Below are 17,161 nucleotides of genomic sequence, written 5' to 3'. Positions count from 1 at the left end.
GGTTCATAGTTATAAAAAAAATACAAAATTTAAGGACGATAACTTATGAACAAGATACAGCAATTATGGAAGGACTTTTGTGTAGCAAATCATATGGAAGGGATCGAATATAAAGATGCTTTTCAATTTGGTGTTTCCGCTGATTGGCTAGCTGACTTAGTTGTTGAAGGAAAGAAGACAGCGACAACTTCGGGTTTTATATTTTATGAGTTAGAAAAGGAACCTATACCGCAGGCTAGTGAATACTCTATTGTTTTAGATGGGCAGGATAAGCCAGTCGCAGTCATTCAAACTCAATCTGTTGAAGTAGTACCGATGAATGAGGTTACAGAGGAATTCGCTTTAGCTGAAGGTGAAGGAGATTATTGTTTTTGGTGGGACGCCCACGAAAGATTTTTTACCCAAGCATTAAAAGAATTTAATATAGAATTTACGCCAAATATGTTAGTAGTATGTGAACGGTTTAAAAAAGTATATCCTAAATAAAGTGTTAAATAACTTTATGTATCAATGAAGGCTTTGATCTGAGGAGGATTAAAGCCTATTTATGTTGAATTTCTTATTGAAGTAAAGGGGCAGTTTAGCGGAAGAAGCAAAGAAAGGTTATTATCACATATTATCTTTCCTAATCTTTAGAGGTTATTCAACATTGGTTGTGATTATGGAGTGAATTTCTCCCTCGAACTTTTATAATTTTGGTAAGATTAACTAAAAAGTAACTGAGCCAATTCTACGGGGCATTGTACTAAATATAAGTAGAATTAAATGAATTGTAATCTTATTATAAGGAAGTTTACATATGAAAAAGAATGTAAATCGCTCAATAGTGGTAACCAAAATTCTTTTTACATTATTTGTAGTGTCTGTATTTCTTATTCCTTTCGGGGTCATTTATATTATAAATAATGGCAATCCTTATACACACTATATTCTGAATAAAAGTTTGCCACCTTATCTGGAACAAAGAGGGCACAGTGATGAAGGTATTATTGAGCAACTTGCGGTTGAACCGAAGGACATTATTAACAAGGATTTTTATCACGCCCGTTATATGGTGACTTTTAAAGATGAGCCTAATTTGACATATTATTATGGTATTAAGAAAAAAGGTAAATTGATAAAGCAATTTTGTGAAAAGGATGATTTAGTGGACGGAGTAACAACAATAAATACAGAACAAACAAAGCAAAGCGAAGATAAATGTGTAAGTATGTATACGAATAGATGACTAATTAACCTTCTATATTGTCTGATATTGAATAGAAATTCACTATTTAATCGTTTATTTTAGATTGTTCCATTTAACTCTTTGTCAAAACAGTTTTATTCTGGATAATATCAGCAACTGCCCATCCAACTAAAATAGCACCAATCAAGCAAGGGAAGACAACTGTTATATAGTTAGGGTAAGGAACCAACATCACATATGCCGAGCTACTTAGACCAAGAATAGATCCAATTATTATTTTTAAAATTATTGATTGCATTTAATCATCTCCATTTTAAAATATTTATATTGTAATATAAATTATAGTTTATACTTCTAGAAATTCCAATAAATTCATTTTAACTACCTTTAAATTGAAGCGAAATGAAGACCATTAAAGAATATTATATCAAGTAAATTCTATTGCCAACAATAAGAACCCCTTAGCTTAATATAGGGACAGTATTCCTGTGATGAGTATCCAAGTTTAAGTGCCTTTACACTTAAACTAACGGGGGCATTGATCTTAGAAGGATTAATGCCTTTTTGTGTTTAATTTCTTATGGAAGTAGGCAGGTTAGCACAATAAGAAATGGGGATGAATATTGAAAAAGAAAATCATTGGATTATTAATAGTAGTTTTGATAAGCAGTTTGTTTTTCGTCTTTACTATCGGAAAATCTACATTTAGAGGAACCATTATTGAAATTAATGGTGATACGGCTATTGTTGATTGGGAAAGGGGTAGAACCTTTGTTGACCTTTCAGTAAACCGTGCAGTAACGTTCCAAGTTGGGGATGAAATAGAAGTTGGTTATTACGGGGGAATTAAGGAATCGTCTCCCTCTCAAATTGATACCCTTTCCGTTAAATTGGTTGAATAACTAATCCTAGAAGAATAAATGTCCTTTCTATGAAATCCTTATAGAACTAAAGGGGCAGTTTAGTGGAAGAACATTGTTTAATTTGTGTTGAACATTAGAGTTGGATTGTACTAATATAAAATTTATAAGTAATGAAAGGAGCTGCTGTGTTTATGTATAGCAAGCGAAATGTGGAGATTGTAACAAATAGGGAGGTATGCACAAAATAATCTAATGCATAAAACCTCCCAAAAGTTATTATCTAAACTTTAGGAGGAAATGAAATTGAATAATATTGATATGAAAAATTTAGGACTTACTGAAGAATTCATACAGGAGTCTACAATATATAAAGATCTTTTTATTGGTCGAGTTTCATCACAATCTAAAAATTTATATAAGGTGATCACAGAAAATGGTGAAGTTGTTGCTGAGATATCTGGTAAGTATCACTATAATGTAACAGGAACTTCTGAATATCCTGCTGTTGGAGATTTTGTTATGATCGACAGAACGAATAATTCAAAGGGGAACGGAATTATTCATCATATACTTTCACGAAAAAGCGTATTTGGACGTAAAATGGTAGGGACCAAAAAAAATATTCAGATTGTCGCTGCAAATATTGATACGGTTTTTCTTTGCATGTCACTGAACAATGATTATAATCTGCGTAGACTAGAGCGTTATCTTTCTATAGCCTGGGACAGTGGTGCAACCCCGGTTGTTGTACTTACAAAGTCAGATTTATGTGATGACATAGCATCAAGGCTTAATGAAATATATTCTATTGCAATTGGTATAGATGTGATTGTTACAACAAATACTTCTGATGAAGGATGCCAATCTTTAAAAAAGTATCTTTCAAATGGGAAGTCAGTAGCGTTTATAGGTTCATCTGGAGTTGGGAAATCAACCTTAATTAATTGCCTTATCGGTCAAAACTTATTAGATACAAATGAAATAAGAAATGATGATAAAGGCAAACATACTACCACAAGCCGTGAATTAATTATGTTGCAAAGTTTAGGTGTTGTGATAGACACTCCTGGTATGAGAGAGCTTGGAATTATAAGCGCAGATTTAACCAAGTCTTTTTCTGATACTGAAGACCTTGCTAATGATTGTAAATTTAATGATTGTACACACCAAAATGAGCCAAACTGTGCAGTACAAAAAGCAATGAAAGATGGATTTTTGCCAATTGAGAGGCTAGAAAGCTATTGGAAACTAAAAAAAGAGACTAAGTATCAAGGTTTGAATTCTAAAATGATTGAAAAAGAAAAGGCAAATGAAATGTTTAGTAGCATAGGCGGCAAGAAAAATTTCAGGAGATTTAAAGAACAAAATAGAAAGAAAAGAAGATGAAGTTTTATAGATCTTTGAAGTGAAAAATAGGTAACGGCTCGATGTTGAGCTGTTACCTTATTTTTTGTTAGATGGTATAGTTAAATGAGGTTCTATTTATAATATTTGTGAAGTAATATACTTTAAAACAAATGGGGGCGTTGATCCAAGGAGGATTAATGCTCTTTTTTGTTGAATTCCTTATTGTAGAAACGAGGCAGTATAGCGGAAGAAGGAATGGTAATCATTAAAGCTAAAATAGTGATGAATACCAAGAAGAGAATAAGAATGTAATTATTGATATTTCAAATATAAATGAGGTGCAAAATAAGTGAAAATAATAGATAAGATTATTTATGTAAGCCTAATAATAGCAACCCTATTTGGAGTTTTTGGGCAAGGTATAGCGTACTTTTTAACTGAGAATTTCATTAAATCCTATCCAATTTATTATTTAACTGCTTTAACAGTAATAAGTATGTTTCTATACACAAGCTCGATGCTTTTCATTTTTATTAAAAAAATAAAATACAGATTAGAAATTGCGTCTATAATTTTCATAATTGGGTTCCCAGTTTCTTGTTGGTCTTTATTTGTTACTGCTATGTGGTGGGGTTAATACGGAGCTAATCCTTTGTAGGTGGAGTTGTATTAATTAATTGTTCGCTTAAGAGTGCATAATTCCTTGGAAAGATTAACGTACTTTTATGTTGAACTCCCTATGGTAGAAACGGGGCAGGTTAGTGGAAGTGGAAATTGTACAATAGAAATTCAAGATCCTTATAATATAGATAAAAAAGTAGGTGTCTAACCATTGTTTTCTTGGAGGATAACTAAATATAACCCTAATAATAGAGATGAAAAAGGTTGCTATCTTGATGACAAAGAATGGACTAGTTTTTCTGAGGTGGGAACTAACGTAAGTGAAGAAGATTATTTAAGAACAGAATCTGATTATATAAATACTGTCACTACTTTTATGGATGAGATAGATTTAAATAGACTTTATTTAAAAGAATTAGAGCTATGGTCTGATGAAGCTCTAAGCGTAGATGCTTCCAATTTTTTAAGGAAAATGTGGGTAGGGAAAGCTCTCACTGTACAAGAAATTAGAGAGCTAGCAAAGTTAACGTTACGAAACGTTATTTGGTGTAAATTAAGTTGCAAAAAAGAGTTTTATGTTCATTTTGGATATGATTACTATATGTACATTGGAGCGTTTAAGGATTGTCCTAACTCTCGTAAAAAGATCCAAGATACTGGACTATACATTGAAGTTTATAATTCTCCTTATGGAAGTAAAGGGGCAGTTTAACTCAAGGAGATGGATTGTTTTAGAGCCTTCAAAAATGATTTGACCAATCCTCCTTTAGGAATTCAATTAACAGTAATCGGCTCTAAATATGATTTCTTTTGGAAATTTCGGAATGTTTTATTACTTAATTAAATTTTTAGAATCGAACATTCAAATACTTGTACATCAAGGATTTCAAGACCCTGTATTTGAATGAAGACAGAAAATTTGAGAAAACATGAAATCACAAAAAGATGTGCTGTCTATTCGGAACCAGCAGTAATTAGAATATATGAAACAGGCCTGCGTGTCAGGGCTCTTCTCTTATCCGAATTTTTATGATAGGACATCAAATTGAACATTATTTTGATTATTCATTTTTTAGTCAAAATCAGCTTAATGTTGGATTTACAACAATTCGATAAAATTGATGGTTTGTTTAGTTGATCAATCATTTTATACTAAGTTTAACAACAGTTGTTGTAAATTTTAAAGAATTAGAGGTAATTGTTATGGCTAAGGTGTTATTTATTACAGCAAATCCAAATGATGAAAATCGTTCGGCTAGTATGGCAGCAGGAAAAGCATTTATTGAAACATATAAAGAAACAAACCCAACGGATGAAATCGAGACCGTGGATTTATTTAAGGAAGAAATTCCAAATTTAGATGCAGATGTTTTCAGTGGTTGGGGAAAACTTCGTTCAGGACAGCAAATGGACACTCTTTCAACGGAGGAATTTGCGAAAGTTAGTCGCCTAAACGATATTCTCGATCAATTTATTACAGCAGATAAAATGATATTCGTAACGCCGCTATGGAACTACTTATTCCCAGCAGTTCTGAAAGCATACATAGATGCCGTAGCTGTACCTGGTAAAACGTTTAAATATACAGAAAAAGGTTCTGTTGGCTTACTTCAAGGTAAGAAAGTGCTTCACATTCAAGCTCGTGGTGATTTTTATTCAGAAGGTCATCCTTTTGCCGATTTAGAGCTAGGCAATCGCTATTTAAAACAAATGATGGCCATCATGGGTATTTCAGAATTTGAATGTTTATTTATTGAAGGTCATGATGCAACGCCAAATAAAGCTGAGGAAATTAAAGCATCAGGCATTGAGCGTGCAAAGCATTTAGCACTAAACTTCTGATCGTTTATTATCTTTATATGGCATTTCGTGGTCTATACCAAATGGACCACGAATTGCTTATTTTTATTTTTTGAGCATTTTTTTGTTATAATTGATCATACATTTAATCCAACAAGTGTTAGAAATAATAGTGTTTTGAGAATGTGGGTACGAATGAAAAAACAAGATCCACGAAACCAACGGACAAGACAAAATATCATGAATGGGTTTATGAAACTGATTAAACAAAAAGAATTTAGTGATATTACCATTACTGATATTACACAAGAAGCAGAGATTAACCGTTCAACGTTTTACTATCATTTTATGGACAAATACGATTTAATCGATGAGATTCAAAGAGAAGTTCTTACGAAAGAAATTTTTAAAGAAGTAGCATTACAAGAAGTCATCAATGAACAAACGATTATTATGTTTCTACAAGCTATTATAAGTTCTCAAATAAATTTATCCCTACAATGTCAACATGCTCTTGAAGAATTTAAAACGAAAATGGACAATGAAATTAAACAACGATTGACGGAGACTCTGCAAGCCTTATTAGATAAAGAACATGGTGTGAAGGAAGAACATTATTTACTTGCTACATTTTGGAGTTGGGGCATTTATGGGGTTGCCATGGCATGTGTAGAGGGGAAAGAAACTTTGCATACGGCGGTAAACCGTTTAACAACTATCATTTTAGGCTAGTATATAGAGCCCATTCTATATACTTTTTTTATCCAATCTTTTAAGCAGTACGTTTCAGGGAATTCATTAATATCAGTTGGCACCTATAAATTTAAAGGCAGTATAATCTTTTTAGTTGTTAATCTAATTATGAATAAAAGAATTTCTAGCTCAAAAGTATATGAACAGGCGTCTTTTCTTATTCAACTAAATAGGGGCATTACTCCAATATCAAGGGCTGTGTGATCAGCTCTTTTTTTGTTATGCAGCTAAAAGGGCAGGTTAGCTGAAGGAGGATTCTATCATATATAAATAGAATATATATCCTTAAACTTAATAGAGGTGACAATTGTGAAATATCTAAGTAGTAGTGTTGAAGGATATAAAGGGATAAATGTCCCATTTACTTTATATGGGAAAGAGGAAGAATCAAATGGCTTGGTCATTTTACTTCCGGGAGCAGGATATACCGTAAACAGTCCAGTTTTTCACTATTCAGCGGATATATGTTTTCAAAAATCAAAACATATATTAGAGGTGAATTATCAGTATACCAATGAAGCTTATAATGATTTTTCCACCTCAGAATTACACGAAGCTGTTAAATGGGATTCTAAACAAATAATTGATGCCGTATTGAAAACAAATTCCTACGAAAATTATTTATTTATAGGAAAGTCATTAGGGACAATTGCAATGAGTACAGAAATGAAGCGTTTTAACTTTAAGAAAACTAAAGCCATTTGGTTAACACCTTTAATAAATCTTGATGTAGTGTATGAAACAATGTTAGAAAGTAAAAATGAGGGTTTATGCTTAATTGGAGATGTGGATCGGCTTTATAAAAAAGAAAGTATTGATATGTTAAAAACAAATCCTCATCTTGCTACAAAAGTAATTTCTGGTGCAATACACTCCCTTGATCACCAAGATAATCCCCTTCAATCCATTGAAATTTTAAAGGCTATTATAATCAAGATAAACGAATTTCTTAATACTTAGTAAAGATATTGATTGATATTATTCTTAAAGTCTTATTGAACTAAGGGGGCAATTAGTGAAGATCAGGGCCTTCAAATTGAGGGTCTTTTCTTATGCAGCTAAGGGGTAGGTTAGCGTAAGAAGGATTCGCTATCATTTTTATCGAATTATTTAATTGTAATATTGGAAGTCGTGGCTAATAGAGAGAAGGGTGAATATGAAGCTGTTGATGATTCTTGTTGTTTTTCTTTTAGCAGCATTTTTAGTGGAGAAAATAGTGGGGAAATTTCTTGGCGTAAAGAAAATAGACATTTCTGAAACTCCTGGCAAATCAATTGAACATTGGGGAAGAGTGATAATAAGTATACTTTTTGTGTTTATCTATTTGTTTGCCCTTGAAAAGGAATCGGATTTCCTTTTAAAGTGGTATATGATCCTATTTTTAACAGCAACAACGTGTTTACAAGTTATATTGGAATGGAAGTATCTAAAGGCATCAAAACAATATATTTCAACGCTTATAAGCTCGATGATAATTGTTTCCATCTTGTTCTTCGTTGTTCACTTTTACTACTAAAGGGTCAGGTTCGTTCAAGAAGGAATATCTGAAAAGATAGGAGAATTAACATAAATATTAAATCTGTAAAGTATTGAGAGTTGGTGAAGCATTGAATATAGAGCAGATTATTTTGGCAATTGAAGCCGAGCAATACGATTATGAACCTACACTTCGTATTCCTGGATTAAAGGAGTTTCAAAATGAAGAAATCATTTTACGATTATCTGAGGAATCTTCTAGCGTTTTTTCCAATAAGGTTATACGCTCAGTTTTAACGACCGATGCAGACGATAAAATTAGTAAAATAATAGATTTTTATGGAACAAATAGAAAAAACTTTTCTTGGTGGGTTGGCCCCAAATCCCAACCTGAAGACTTATCCTTACGTTTAAAATCGAAAGGATTTACTTTAGACGATGTATATTTAGGGTTAGCTATCCCCGTTCAACAGGCACCTACTTTTAAAAAATCTGATTGGACTGTAAAGGAAGCTCTTACAGAACCTGAATTGCGTAATCACGTATCTATTAATGCTGAGGTATGGGGAATGGATTCAGCATCGGTTGAAGCATCACTAAGAGAAAAAATGTCCTATGTATCCTTGCCTGGGCGACGTGGTGGGTATATCGTAGCCTATAATAATAAAGGATTGCCAATCGGAAACGGCACATATCGAATAAGCTCTGATGGTCAAACTATGTATCTTATAGGTTCTGCTGTTTTACCAGAATATCGGAATAGAGGGGTTTATCATTCCTTGTTGCAATATAGGATCAATAAGTCTAAAGAAGAGGGGTGTCAACTTCTAACGATACAAGCTCGTCTTGGTACATCTGAACCCATTCTACGTCGGATTGGATTTAAAGAATATTGTAAATTTGAAATGTTTGTTAAGTCATTCTAATTCACCTATCTTATTCATTTGTTGATTTTGAAGCTGTCATTGCAATATCTGAAATGTTGATTTTACAAGCACTAAGAAACCCTTTTAGAAGTAAAGGGATAGTTGGGTAAAAAAGGATATTTACATAGTGATAACGAATTGCTGATGAACACAGTAAAGAAGATTCAGATCGTGTATAAAGTTCAATAGTGACAAATTATAGGTGTAGGGTGGATAAGTTGATGATAGGAATAAGTATTGCAACAAAGTGGGAATATAAAGCAACACTGGAACACTTTGGTATAAAAGATAACGAACGTTTTGGTTATCCTTATGGCGAGTATTTCATAAGAACAATTAATGATACTGAACTTATTTTTTATAGTACAGGTGTGAGAAAAGTAAATGGTGTTGGTGGTAATCAGTATATGATTTCTAAATTTAATTTAACGAAAGTAATCGTTGCTGGAACGTGTGCAGGAATAGATGATAAATTTAGTAATTTGGATATTTTTATACCCGATAAAGCCGTTCAATATGATTGTACAGTAAAAGAAATTGAGCCTCTTATTAAACAATCCTTCATCGTCGATATGGATCTATCAAAATATGGGGATGATTTTTATACTGGAACCATTGCCACTGCTGATAAAGCAGTCGTTATGTGGGAGGACTATTTAGAACTAAAAGAAAACGAAATAACAATAGCCGATACAGAAGCGGGTGCAATTGCTTATATCTGTAAAAAGAATGATGTTGAATGTATTATCATTAAAGGAATATCTGATTTTCCATCAGATGAAAGAAATTCTGATAAATTCGAATCAAACATAGAACAAATTAATATTTATTTAGAAAATACACCAAAAGTGATGAATAGAATATTTGGCGAATATTTAAAGAGATTTATTTAAATAAATTTAAAGTTAAATTTCTCTATTTAGATACATATGTGAAAGGATGTACTTAACTATGGGGGCGTTAATCCAAGAAGCAGGATTTATGCCTTTTTGTATTGAATTTCTTATGGAACAAACGGGGCGGGTTAACTCAATAGGATTCAATATGTTTTTACAAAATACCACAATTGGATTGAGGTGAAGAAAATGAAGACCAAGCGAGATCCTAAGCAAAGTTATACAGTTGCTACTTTAATATTAATCAATTTAGCTTGTATGTTTGTTAATTATATTTATTCAAAAATAACTGATTCTCAAGCTGCATTAACGGTAGTAATCATTGGTGTAATTGTATCTGTGGTTGCAACGCCATTCCTGTATAAATCGGTGGTTTGGTTAACTAGAGGGTATGGAAATAAGGTTTTGAGTGTACCAATTTTCTTTGTAGTTTTCGGAGCGATTTCGGCTATTGAGATTTATATTTTAAATGTTTTGATTGTATAGAACTAAGTAGAGTTAAGTTCGCTAACAGGGTATTGATTCAAGAAGTATCAATACCTTGTTAGGATGTTCTTATGCTGCTAACGGGGCAGTTTAGCGGAAGTAGGAAAAATTAATTTCTATCTTGAATATATAAAAAGTTAATAATATAGGCAGAAGACAATTAGAGTAGGAGAGAATATGGAATCTAAGTTAATTATCATAAGAGGTAACTCAGGGAGTGGAAAAACGACAACTGCGAAAAGTCTTCAAAATCAATTAGGGGACGGAACACTCTTGGTTTCTCAGGATGTGGTTCGTCGTGATATGTTGAAGGTCCGCGATAGAGAAGGGAACCTTTCAATTGATTTGATTCGCCAAATCGCAGAATACGGTAAAGACAAATGCGAATTTGTTATAGTAGAAGGAATTTTGTATAAAAATCGTTATGGTGAAATGCTAAGTAACTTAATCAACTTCTATAACCAAAAGGCATATACTTGTTATTTTGATTTATCTTTTGAGGAAACGGTAATACGCCACAACAACCGTTCCAAAAAGATGGAATTCAATGAAGACTCGCTACGTACTTGGTGGAATCCAAAAGATTATCTTGGTTTGGATGGAGAAATGATATTGACTAATGATATGTCGCAAGATGATGTACTGAAACTGATATTAAACCAAATTCAAGAGTAATTATCCCAATTGGTTTAATGATGAATGATGATTATCTTCTTCGGCATCAGGGGTGTTGATCCAAGGAGGATTAATGCTCTTTTTTGTTGAATTCCTTATTGTAGAAACGGGGGCAGGTTAGCTCAAGAGAGATGGATATAAAATAGTGGAAATAAGGGGTGTAGATAAGTATGATTGGTTCTCTTGAAATTAATAAAATAATTCGAAAATCACTGTCCCCTATATTAAAAGAAAATGGCTTCAATAAGGTGAATACAAGGAATAACTGGCGTTGGATTGGCCAGTGCATTTGGGTATTAAAAATCAGTGCTGTTGGAAACTATTTTTCTGAGGTTTCAGGTTGGCCCCCTATGTCTATTCACGTAGAACTTGGTATATATTATGTCTTTATACCAAGTATAGAGGAAATAAAAAAAGGTACCAACGGTGAATTGCTTCCTAAAGACTACCAATGTCATCTTAGAGAAGAACTAAATTGTAATCTTGACCATTCCAATTACACTCGTCATTTAGATAACCCAGCTGATAGAACTCGAACTGACATTTGGTGGGTTGAGCCAGATGGGTCTAATATTGATGAGGTGATAAAAGATATCGGTAAATCTTTTGTAGAAAAGGGACTAAACTGGTATATAAATAACACTGACTTAGAAACAGCTTTTATTAATATCGAGAATCAACTTAATGAAGGTTATGACATTAATGGGTATGACAAATATTACAAAGCAAAATATTTCGCGGAATTTTTAAAACACGAAGAGAAATTAGATATGTATAACCACCTTTTTGAACAAGAGAAAAAGAGAATAGATTCTTAGAAAGTACGGGGCAGAATTTCTGTCTTAATTAAAAATATGGTTTACATTTGTGAAAAATATACTTAAACAAACGGGGCGTTGATCAAGAAGAAGGATTAATGCCTTTTTGTGTTGAATTTCTTATGGAGCAAACGGGGCAGGTTAATCAAGAAATATTTTCACCTATCATTATATTTATATTATTTTAGGAGGATATATGCGAATTGAAACAAAAATTTTAGATGTAGAATATGATGAAGAAACTGAAATAGCACATTTTGGAGATTATCTTTCATTGGATGCCAAAAACGTGTTAAACTCTGCGATGCAAAATATCTTGTATCAGGCAGATAATGATTACTTTGATGGTCTAGTAAGCTTTTTTATAGACGGGGAGCTATTCTTCGAAGGAGATACAACTGACTTGTCAGGTTTATGGCTCGATCTCGTATGTTTCAGAAAGTTAATGAATAACGGTACTGTAAAGATTATTTTTCTGGACAGCGTACGAGATCTTTTTATTATGGAAACACCAGATGGATATCGACTTAAATATACAAAGGCTGACTGTACATTTAATGACGAGAATAGATTGACACATAGTGCAAAATTCACAATAGAAAGTAAACCAATTGAAAAAGAGATATTTGAAAAAGCTATTCGAAAAGGATTTATAAAATACCGTGACTTTGTAGTGAATAATAAATTACCGATTGCAAGTTCACAATTAGAAATGCTAAAAAGACAAAAAATATAAAATAGTTGAGAAAGAGCCTGTCTTATTCAACAGGGACAATAGCAGACAATCAAGGCTGTCAATCTGATGGTTTTCCTTATGCAGCTAAAGGGGTAGGTTAGTTGAATAAGAAAGGATGAAAAATAAATATTGACAAGCGAAATGGTAAAATATAGAATATTTAAAAATATATAAATTAAACGCTTTGATTAGGAGTATTAAGGAAAAGTTATTGTATAGAGAGCTGTCGGCAGGTGCAAGACAGTCTGTAACCTCCCCAACTCACCTAGGAGTGGATAGATTGATATGTAAATCTATACGGGTAACTTCCGTAAACAAGTCCTGAGAAGTTTCATTTGAGTAAATGAAACAAGAAGAGTGGTACCACGATAAAAATCCTATCGTCTCTTTATGAGACAGTAGGATTTTTTTGTTTTGAAATATAAGAATTTATAAGGGGGAGTTTGCTAATGAGTGAAAGTTGTTTTATTTGTAGTAAACACGCTGGGGAAATTGAAACTTCAGGAGTGATGATTTATGAAGATGATTATGTTTATGTAGGACACATTGATAGGAACGGTAAGTCAAACTATCTAGGTCATATTATGATTGATCTTAAAAGACACGCTCCAACACTTGCGGATATGACAGTGGAAGAAGCGAAAGACTTTGGAGTCATTATGGCGAAGGTCAGTAAAGCTCTAAAGGAGTCAGAAAAGGCGGAACATATCTATGCCCTTGTTTCTGGGAATTCCGTTCCGCATCTTCATATGCACTTGGTTGCTAGATATCCGAATACTCCAAGAGAATACTGGGGACCAAACGATGTATATGATTGGAAAGAGGCACCTATGGGGGATAACAATGAGGTTGTAAAACTGTGTAATCGAATAAAAGCATATTTGGAGAATAATCAATAATATGACAAACTCTATTAGTGAATTTAGCTGGATTGGCAGCCAAACAAATTTTGTAGATATAATCGACATCAATAATATTAACCAATTATCAATTGGTCGGTTCGGCGGGAATTCAGTCGCAGGACAGTATAAAAATGAAGATGGCTGCCTGATTTGGGTAAATGAAAAGGAAAATTGGGAGTTTGTTGTTATTTTAGACGCCCACAATTCAGCAGAAAGTGCTGAATTGGTAATAAATCAGCTTTTAAAAAGAAAAACAGATATTCTCAAACTATTATCTTTACCAATCAAGAATACTTTTAAAAAATTTGAAAGAACCATACTAAACTTGTTTCAAGAAGAACAGTTTGTTTCTGATTGTCGAAAAGTTAAGGGGGAAACGGCTTGTCTAATTGTTCTGAGAAAAGAAAAGTATATACGGTGGTTTTCAATAGGGGATTGCCTCTCTTATATATTCCACTCGGAATTTGCTAAACTTGGCCAGTATCAAATAAACCAACGACAATTTTATGAATGGGTTGGTCAAGTCAACACCTTTGAACAAACGGTACCTTGTTATAGCAGTGGAATAAGAGAATTAAGAAATGGAATAAATCGTATTTTTTTAACAACTGATGGGTTAGTCGAATGTCCGAATGTCCCCTTCTCTAACCCTAAAGAAATTTATAATGTAATGAAAAAGCATCAAATTAACGATGGTATAACGGAGTTGTTGCAAACCATCAAAAAAAATAATGTCAGAGACAGTACAACAATTGTTTCTTGGGACGTTAATTTAACAAGTGATGTCACAAAACCAAGTAATGAATAGGCATTAATAGCTATTGAATTAACGGGAGCATGGTGTAAGAAGGGTTAATGCCTTTTGTGTTGAATTCCTTATGGAAGTAAAGGGGAAGGATTATCTATTTTACCTGTCGAATTTAAAATTCAACCTATTATAATAAAAGGAGTTGAATTATGGTGTCAAAAGAGAGTATAAAAATGGCAATCCAGTATGGTGAGCAACTTCTTAAATTTGAAGATATAAGGGCAGCGGAGATGTTTTTCTTGAAATTTAAAGAAGAGTTACTAATACAATTAGAAGTAGTAAGCCAAGAATCTAACATTTTCACAGCTGACTATAAGGTGGAAAGCTTAAAAAGGTTAGAAAAATGGTACTTTGAATTATATGAAAAGAAAGAATTCAGTAAATTAGGATTAGATAGAAACGAATTCGAAAAAATAATGGCAATTTACTTTGGAGAAGTAGTTTTACGAAATAATAAAGAAGCAGAATGGGAAGTAGAAGAGTACCCATTTGTTTCAGAAAGATTTACTTTTGGTGTAAAAAAAGAATTTTGCAGTATGTCTTTTAATAATGGTTTTATTGATCATTATAAAGAACCAAATAACAAAAAAAGAAACTCTTTATTTAGACTGTACAACCGCTACTTCAAAGATTGAAACATATTGAACTTACGGGGGCAGTTCAGAAGGATTAACGCCCTTTTTTGTTGTATTTTTTATTGGACAAAGGGGCATTTAGCTTAATAATTAAACTTTGTTCTACCTTATACTTATATAAAAATGCACAGGCATTAATATATAGCTTATGCTATGTAGTTTAAGAGGAGAAAAAATGAAACCAATAATTCCAAAAGAAGTTCAAGTCCCTGATTTAAACTCTCGTCAGATAGATGAATTAACAAATATAGTATTTCTACCAGAAATTGAAGTTCCATCTTGTGATGCGATTTTTGTGTTTGCAGGCACTCATCCAGGTCATTGGGAAAAAACGATAGAAGCGTATAAAAAGGGTTATTCTCAAAAGATAATTGTCACAGGGGGAGTTAGTCCAACTGGTGTTAAACATCCAGATTGGAAAGATGAAAATCAACCAGAGGCTGAATTTATAATTTCTAAACTGTTAGAAAAAGGTGTAAAGCAAGAAGCCATTGTTTTTGAAAATAGGTCCCAAAATACTTTGGAAAACGTACTCTTTGCGAAAGAGGTTTTTAATTTTTCTTCGATAGAAAGTTTGTTGTTTGTTTGCAAAAATCACGCCGCAGGAAGACAATTTCGTACATTGGCACAACACATTCCAAATATTTCAAGGTATGTTCCCTTTGGATTTGATGCCAATTTTAAAGGATGTAGGGTATCAAGGTACGATTGGATGGAAACCGGAATAGGAAGAGCTAGAGTTTTTGGTGAATATTTACGGATTTTACATTATGGAAAAATTGGAGATATATTACCTCTTGAAAAAGAAGTTGATGGTCTTGAAAAGTTATCAGTTTAATCAACATTTAATTAAAACTGATAACGGTGTAATGCTTGTAATTTTACACCTAAATACATCGTTCATTCGGAAAATATATAAAATTTGTAATATTATGCACTTAAACTATAGGGGTGTTGATCCAAGTAGGGTTAATCCTTTTTGTGTTGAATTGCATATGGAAGTAAAGGGGCAGGTTAGCCAAAGAGGTATTATTTCATTAAAGGAAAATAATACCTTTTCGTCGAAAATATAGAACGAAGGGGGAATAAATAATGGATTTTATAAAAAGGAGACCTCAGAATATTGCTATCTTGATGAAAAATGCAAACGACAAAACCAACTGGCTGATAAGGTTAAAGGCGATCGAACGAGCAAGGAAACAAATTCGATCAATGCATAACTAACATTTATAATTCTTTGCCCAAAAAATAAATTGATTCTGCCTCTTTATGGAGTGCTATTTTATATGTATGACGTTTCATAATTAGGGAACATCAATTGGGAATGTGTTGTCCTGAAGTTAGGGAACAGTAAATCAAATTATTGGATAAAAATGTAGTGATTGTGAAATAGTGCAGTCGCTTTTTTTACTATCGGGGCAGGTTAGTGAAATAAGGAATTAATCTAATGGCTATATTGATTATAGGGGGATAGAAATGTTTGGAGAAAAGCCTAAGTGTACTAAATGTGATAAAGAAATTGAGGGTAACGAGGTTGTTTTTATAAAAATACGATATCCAAAGCGAAAAGGGATAACTGAAATAAAAGCGTATTTAAAAAACGAAGGTAAATTCATATGCGAAGATTGCTTCCAACAAAAAATAAATTAATATAAACAGGGGCATTAATCCGAAGAAGGATTAATGTCCTTTTCTGTGGAACTCCTTATAGTAGAAACGGGGCAGGTTAGTTGAATAAGGATATGGATATTTATGTTGAAATGTTAATGGAGGTGTGTTTCTTGCAAACTTATTCTATCTTATTTATTCTTGTTGCTATAATGCATTCAATAACCCTAGTAAATTTGGCTTTATTCGAAGGAGAGTGGAATGGAATAGCCTTATTTCTTTCCAATGTTCTGTTTATAATTGCCTGTGTTTATTTTGGGATAGAACTTCGTACAAATAAAAAAAAGAATACATAATACATATATGATTTTTATAATTGGGTTCCCAGTTTCTTGTTGGTCTTTATTTGTTACTGCTATGTGGTGGGGTTAATACGGAGCTATTGTTTTTTAAGGTGGAGCTATATTAATTAATTGTTCGATTAAGAGTGCATAATTCCCTGGACAGATTAACGCATTTTTATGTTGAACTCCTTATTGTAGAAACGGGTCAGGTTAGTTCAACAAAGAATTTTTAGTTTCAAATATTAATTTATACTGCATTTATAAGTGAAACAAAAAGA

General features: G+C 32.7%; 21 protein-coding genes and 1 other annotated feature. Of the genes, 20 read left to right on the top strand and 1 reads right to left on the bottom strand.

Going from position 1 to position 17,161, the window contains the following annotated elements; all coding sequences use genetic code 11:
- The first annotated feature begins 45 nt into the window (after positions 1 to 45).
- Together AC4G3K_RS06060 and AC4G3K_RS06055 are read left to right on the top strand one after the other, a co-directional pair.
- Positions 46 to 486 carry an ASCH domain-containing protein gene (locus AC4G3K_RS06060; RefSeq protein WP_491132809.1) on the top strand — a complete coding sequence of 147 codons (441 nt, stop codon included), beginning with the start codon at positions 46 to 48 and terminating at the stop codon, positions 484 to 486.
- A 313-nt stretch (positions 487 to 799) separates the two neighbouring features.
- The gene (locus AC4G3K_RS06055) at positions 800 to 1,228 is read left to right on the top strand and encodes a DUF3139 domain-containing protein (protein WP_491132808.1); all 429 of its coding nucleotides are present in this window, start codon (positions 800 to 802) and stop codon (positions 1,226 to 1,228) included.
- Between the two features lie 73 nt (positions 1,229 to 1,301).
- Here the strand turns inward: AC4G3K_RS06055 and AC4G3K_RS06050 are convergent, their stop codons facing one another.
- Positions 1,302 to 1,487, bottom strand: a complete 186-nt coding sequence (locus AC4G3K_RS06050; RefSeq protein WP_491077072.1) for a hypothetical protein — start codon at positions 1,485 to 1,487, stop codon at positions 1,302 to 1,304.
- Positions 1,488 to 1,812: 325 nt separating this feature from the next.
- Between AC4G3K_RS06050 and AC4G3K_RS06045 the strand changes: the two genes are divergently transcribed.
- From AC4G3K_RS06045 to AC4G3K_RS05960, 18 genes are all read left to right on the top strand, one after another.
- On the top strand, positions 1,813 to 2,091 hold the full coding sequence (locus AC4G3K_RS06045) for a hypothetical protein (protein WP_491132807.1): 279 nt from the start codon (positions 1,813 to 1,815) through the stop codon (positions 2,089 to 2,091).
- A 264-nt stretch (positions 2,092 to 2,355) separates the two neighbouring features.
- Positions 2,356 to 3,438 (top strand): ribosome small subunit-dependent GTPase A, encoded by a 1,083-nt coding sequence (gene rsgA / locus AC4G3K_RS06040; RefSeq protein WP_491132806.1) that lies wholly within the window; start codon positions 2,356 to 2,358, stop codon positions 3,436 to 3,438.
- Positions 3,439 to 4,231: 793 nt separating this feature from the next.
- Positions 4,232 to 4,732 carry a hypothetical protein gene (locus tag AC4G3K_RS06035; protein ID WP_491132805.1) on the top strand — a complete coding sequence of 167 codons (501 nt, stop codon included), beginning with the start codon at positions 4,232 to 4,234 and terminating at the stop codon, positions 4,730 to 4,732.
- A gap of 491 nt (positions 4,733 to 5,223) precedes the next feature.
- Positions 5,224 to 5,862 (top strand): FMN-dependent NADH-azoreductase, encoded by a 639-nt coding sequence (locus AC4G3K_RS06030; RefSeq protein ID WP_491132804.1) that lies wholly within the window; start codon positions 5,224 to 5,226, stop codon positions 5,860 to 5,862.
- Positions 5,863 to 6,015: 153 nt separating this feature from the next.
- Complete coding sequence (locus tag AC4G3K_RS06025; RefSeq protein WP_491132803.1) at positions 6,016 to 6,552, top strand: TetR/AcrR family transcriptional regulator; 537 nt, start codon at positions 6,016 to 6,018, stop codon at positions 6,550 to 6,552.
- 330 nt (positions 6,553 to 6,882) lie between these two features.
- Positions 6,883 to 7,533 carry an alpha/beta hydrolase gene (locus AC4G3K_RS06020; RefSeq protein ID WP_491132802.1) on the top strand — a complete coding sequence of 217 codons (651 nt, stop codon included), beginning with the start codon at positions 6,883 to 6,885 and terminating at the stop codon, positions 7,531 to 7,533.
- A gap of 196 nt (positions 7,534 to 7,729) precedes the next feature.
- Positions 7,730 to 8,089: a DUF4181 domain-containing protein gene (locus tag AC4G3K_RS06015; RefSeq protein ID WP_491132801.1), complete on the top strand. Its 360-nt coding sequence runs from the start codon at positions 7,730 to 7,732 to the stop codon at positions 8,087 to 8,089.
- A gap of 91 nt (positions 8,090 to 8,180) precedes the next feature.
- Entirely contained in the window at positions 8,181 to 8,975 is a 795-nt protein-coding gene (locus AC4G3K_RS06010; protein WP_491132800.1) for a GNAT family N-acetyltransferase, read from the top strand.
- Positions 8,976 to 9,196: 221 nt separating this feature from the next.
- Entirely contained in the window at positions 9,197 to 9,868 is a 672-nt protein-coding gene (locus AC4G3K_RS06005) for a 5'-methylthioadenosine/S-adenosylhomocysteine nucleosidase family protein (RefSeq protein ID WP_491132799.1), read from the top strand.
- 192 nt (positions 9,869 to 10,060) lie between these two features.
- Complete coding sequence (locus tag AC4G3K_RS06000) at positions 10,061 to 10,357, top strand: hypothetical protein (RefSeq protein WP_491132798.1); 297 nt, start codon at positions 10,061 to 10,063, stop codon at positions 10,355 to 10,357.
- 177 nt (positions 10,358 to 10,534) lie between these two features.
- Positions 10,535 to 11,032 (top strand): kinase, encoded by a 498-nt coding sequence (locus AC4G3K_RS05995; protein WP_491132797.1) that lies wholly within the window; start codon positions 10,535 to 10,537, stop codon positions 11,030 to 11,032.
- A 170-nt stretch (positions 11,033 to 11,202) separates the two neighbouring features.
- The gene (locus AC4G3K_RS05990) at positions 11,203 to 11,850 is read left to right on the top strand and encodes a DUF4304 domain-containing protein (RefSeq protein ID WP_491132796.1); all 648 of its coding nucleotides are present in this window, start codon (positions 11,203 to 11,205) and stop codon (positions 11,848 to 11,850) included.
- 196 nt (positions 11,851 to 12,046) lie between these two features.
- The gene (locus AC4G3K_RS05985) at positions 12,047 to 12,586 is read left to right on the top strand and encodes a hypothetical protein (RefSeq protein WP_491132795.1); all 540 of its coding nucleotides are present in this window, start codon (positions 12,047 to 12,049) and stop codon (positions 12,584 to 12,586) included.
- A gap of 175 nt (positions 12,587 to 12,761) precedes the next feature.
- Positions 12,762 to 12,977: a binding site (T-box leader), on the top strand.
- A 58-nt stretch (positions 12,978 to 13,035) separates the two neighbouring features.
- Positions 13,036 to 13,485 (top strand): HIT family protein, encoded by a 450-nt coding sequence (locus AC4G3K_RS05980; protein WP_491132794.1) that lies wholly within the window; start codon positions 13,036 to 13,038, stop codon positions 13,483 to 13,485.
- A 1-nt stretch (position 13,486) separates the two neighbouring features.
- Positions 13,487 to 14,296, top strand: coding sequence for a protein phosphatase 2C domain-containing protein (locus AC4G3K_RS05975; protein ID WP_491132793.1), 810 nt, complete (start codon positions 13,487 to 13,489; stop codon positions 14,294 to 14,296).
- Between the two features lie 149 nt (positions 14,297 to 14,445).
- Positions 14,446 to 14,931, top strand: a complete 486-nt coding sequence (locus AC4G3K_RS05970; RefSeq protein WP_491132792.1) for a hypothetical protein — start codon at positions 14,446 to 14,448, stop codon at positions 14,929 to 14,931.
- A 175-nt stretch (positions 14,932 to 15,106) separates the two neighbouring features.
- Positions 15,107 to 15,769, top strand: a complete 663-nt coding sequence (locus AC4G3K_RS05965) for a YdcF family protein (RefSeq protein WP_491132791.1) — start codon at positions 15,107 to 15,109, stop codon at positions 15,767 to 15,769.
- Positions 15,770 to 16,407: 638 nt separating this feature from the next.
- A complete protein-coding gene (locus AC4G3K_RS05960) occupies positions 16,408 to 16,581 on the top strand; it encodes a Fe3+ hydroxamate ABC transporter substrate-binding protein (protein ID WP_491132790.1) in 174 nt (57 codons plus the stop codon).
- Positions 16,582 to 17,161 lie beyond the last annotated feature (580 nt).

The organism is Bacillus sp. z26, from assembly GCF_058313635.1.
Note: the sequence above shows the minus strand (reverse complement) of the source record. Positions and strands in the feature narration are given on the sequence as shown.

Excerpts from the sequence above, each read along its gene's own strand:
- AC4G3K_RS06005 (WP_491132799.1), top strand. The coding sequence starts at position 9,197 with ATGATAGGAATAAGTATTGCAACAAAGTGGGAATATAAAGCAACACTG.
- AC4G3K_RS05965 (WP_491132791.1), top strand. The coding sequence starts at position 15,107 with ATGAAACCAATAATTCCAAAAGAAGTTCAAGTCCCTGATTTAAACTCT.
- AC4G3K_RS06025 (WP_491132803.1), top strand. The coding sequence starts at position 6,016 with ATGAAAAAACAAGATCCACGAAACCAACGGACAAGACAAAATATCATG.
- AC4G3K_RS05980 (WP_491132794.1), top strand. The coding sequence starts at position 13,036 with ATGAGTGAAAGTTGTTTTATTTGTAGTAAACACGCTGGGGAAATTGAA.
- AC4G3K_RS06000 (WP_491132798.1), top strand. The coding sequence starts at position 10,061 with ATGAAGACCAAGCGAGATCCTAAGCAAAGTTATACAGTTGCTACTTTA.
- AC4G3K_RS05970 (WP_491132792.1), top strand. The coding sequence starts at position 14,446 with ATGGTGTCAAAAGAGAGTATAAAAATGGCAATCCAGTATGGTGAGCAA.
- AC4G3K_RS06050 (WP_491077072.1), bottom strand. The coding sequence starts at position 1,487 with ATGCAATCAATAATTTTAAAAATAATAATTGGATCTATTCTTGGTCTA.
- AC4G3K_RS05960 (WP_491132790.1), top strand. The coding sequence starts at position 16,408 with ATGTTTGGAGAAAAGCCTAAGTGTACTAAATGTGATAAAGAAATTGAG.
- AC4G3K_RS06030 (WP_491132804.1), top strand. The coding sequence starts at position 5,224 with ATGGCTAAGGTGTTATTTATTACAGCAAATCCAAATGATGAAAATCGT.
- AC4G3K_RS06015 (WP_491132801.1), top strand. The coding sequence starts at position 7,730 with ATGAAGCTGTTGATGATTCTTGTTGTTTTTCTTTTAGCAGCATTTTTA.
- AC4G3K_RS06060 (WP_491132809.1), top strand. The coding sequence starts at position 46 with ATGAACAAGATACAGCAATTATGGAAGGACTTTTGTGTAGCAAATCAT.
- AC4G3K_RS05995 (WP_491132797.1), top strand. The coding sequence starts at position 10,535 with ATGGAATCTAAGTTAATTATCATAAGAGGTAACTCAGGGAGTGGAAAA.
- AC4G3K_RS05990 (WP_491132796.1), top strand. The coding sequence starts at position 11,203 with ATGATTGGTTCTCTTGAAATTAATAAAATAATTCGAAAATCACTGTCC.
- AC4G3K_RS05985 (WP_491132795.1), top strand. The coding sequence starts at position 12,047 with ATGCGAATTGAAACAAAAATTTTAGATGTAGAATATGATGAAGAAACT.
- AC4G3K_RS06055 (WP_491132808.1), top strand. The coding sequence starts at position 800 with ATGAAAAAGAATGTAAATCGCTCAATAGTGGTAACCAAAATTCTTTTT.
- AC4G3K_RS05975 (WP_491132793.1), top strand. The coding sequence starts at position 13,487 with ATGACAAACTCTATTAGTGAATTTAGCTGGATTGGCAGCCAAACAAAT.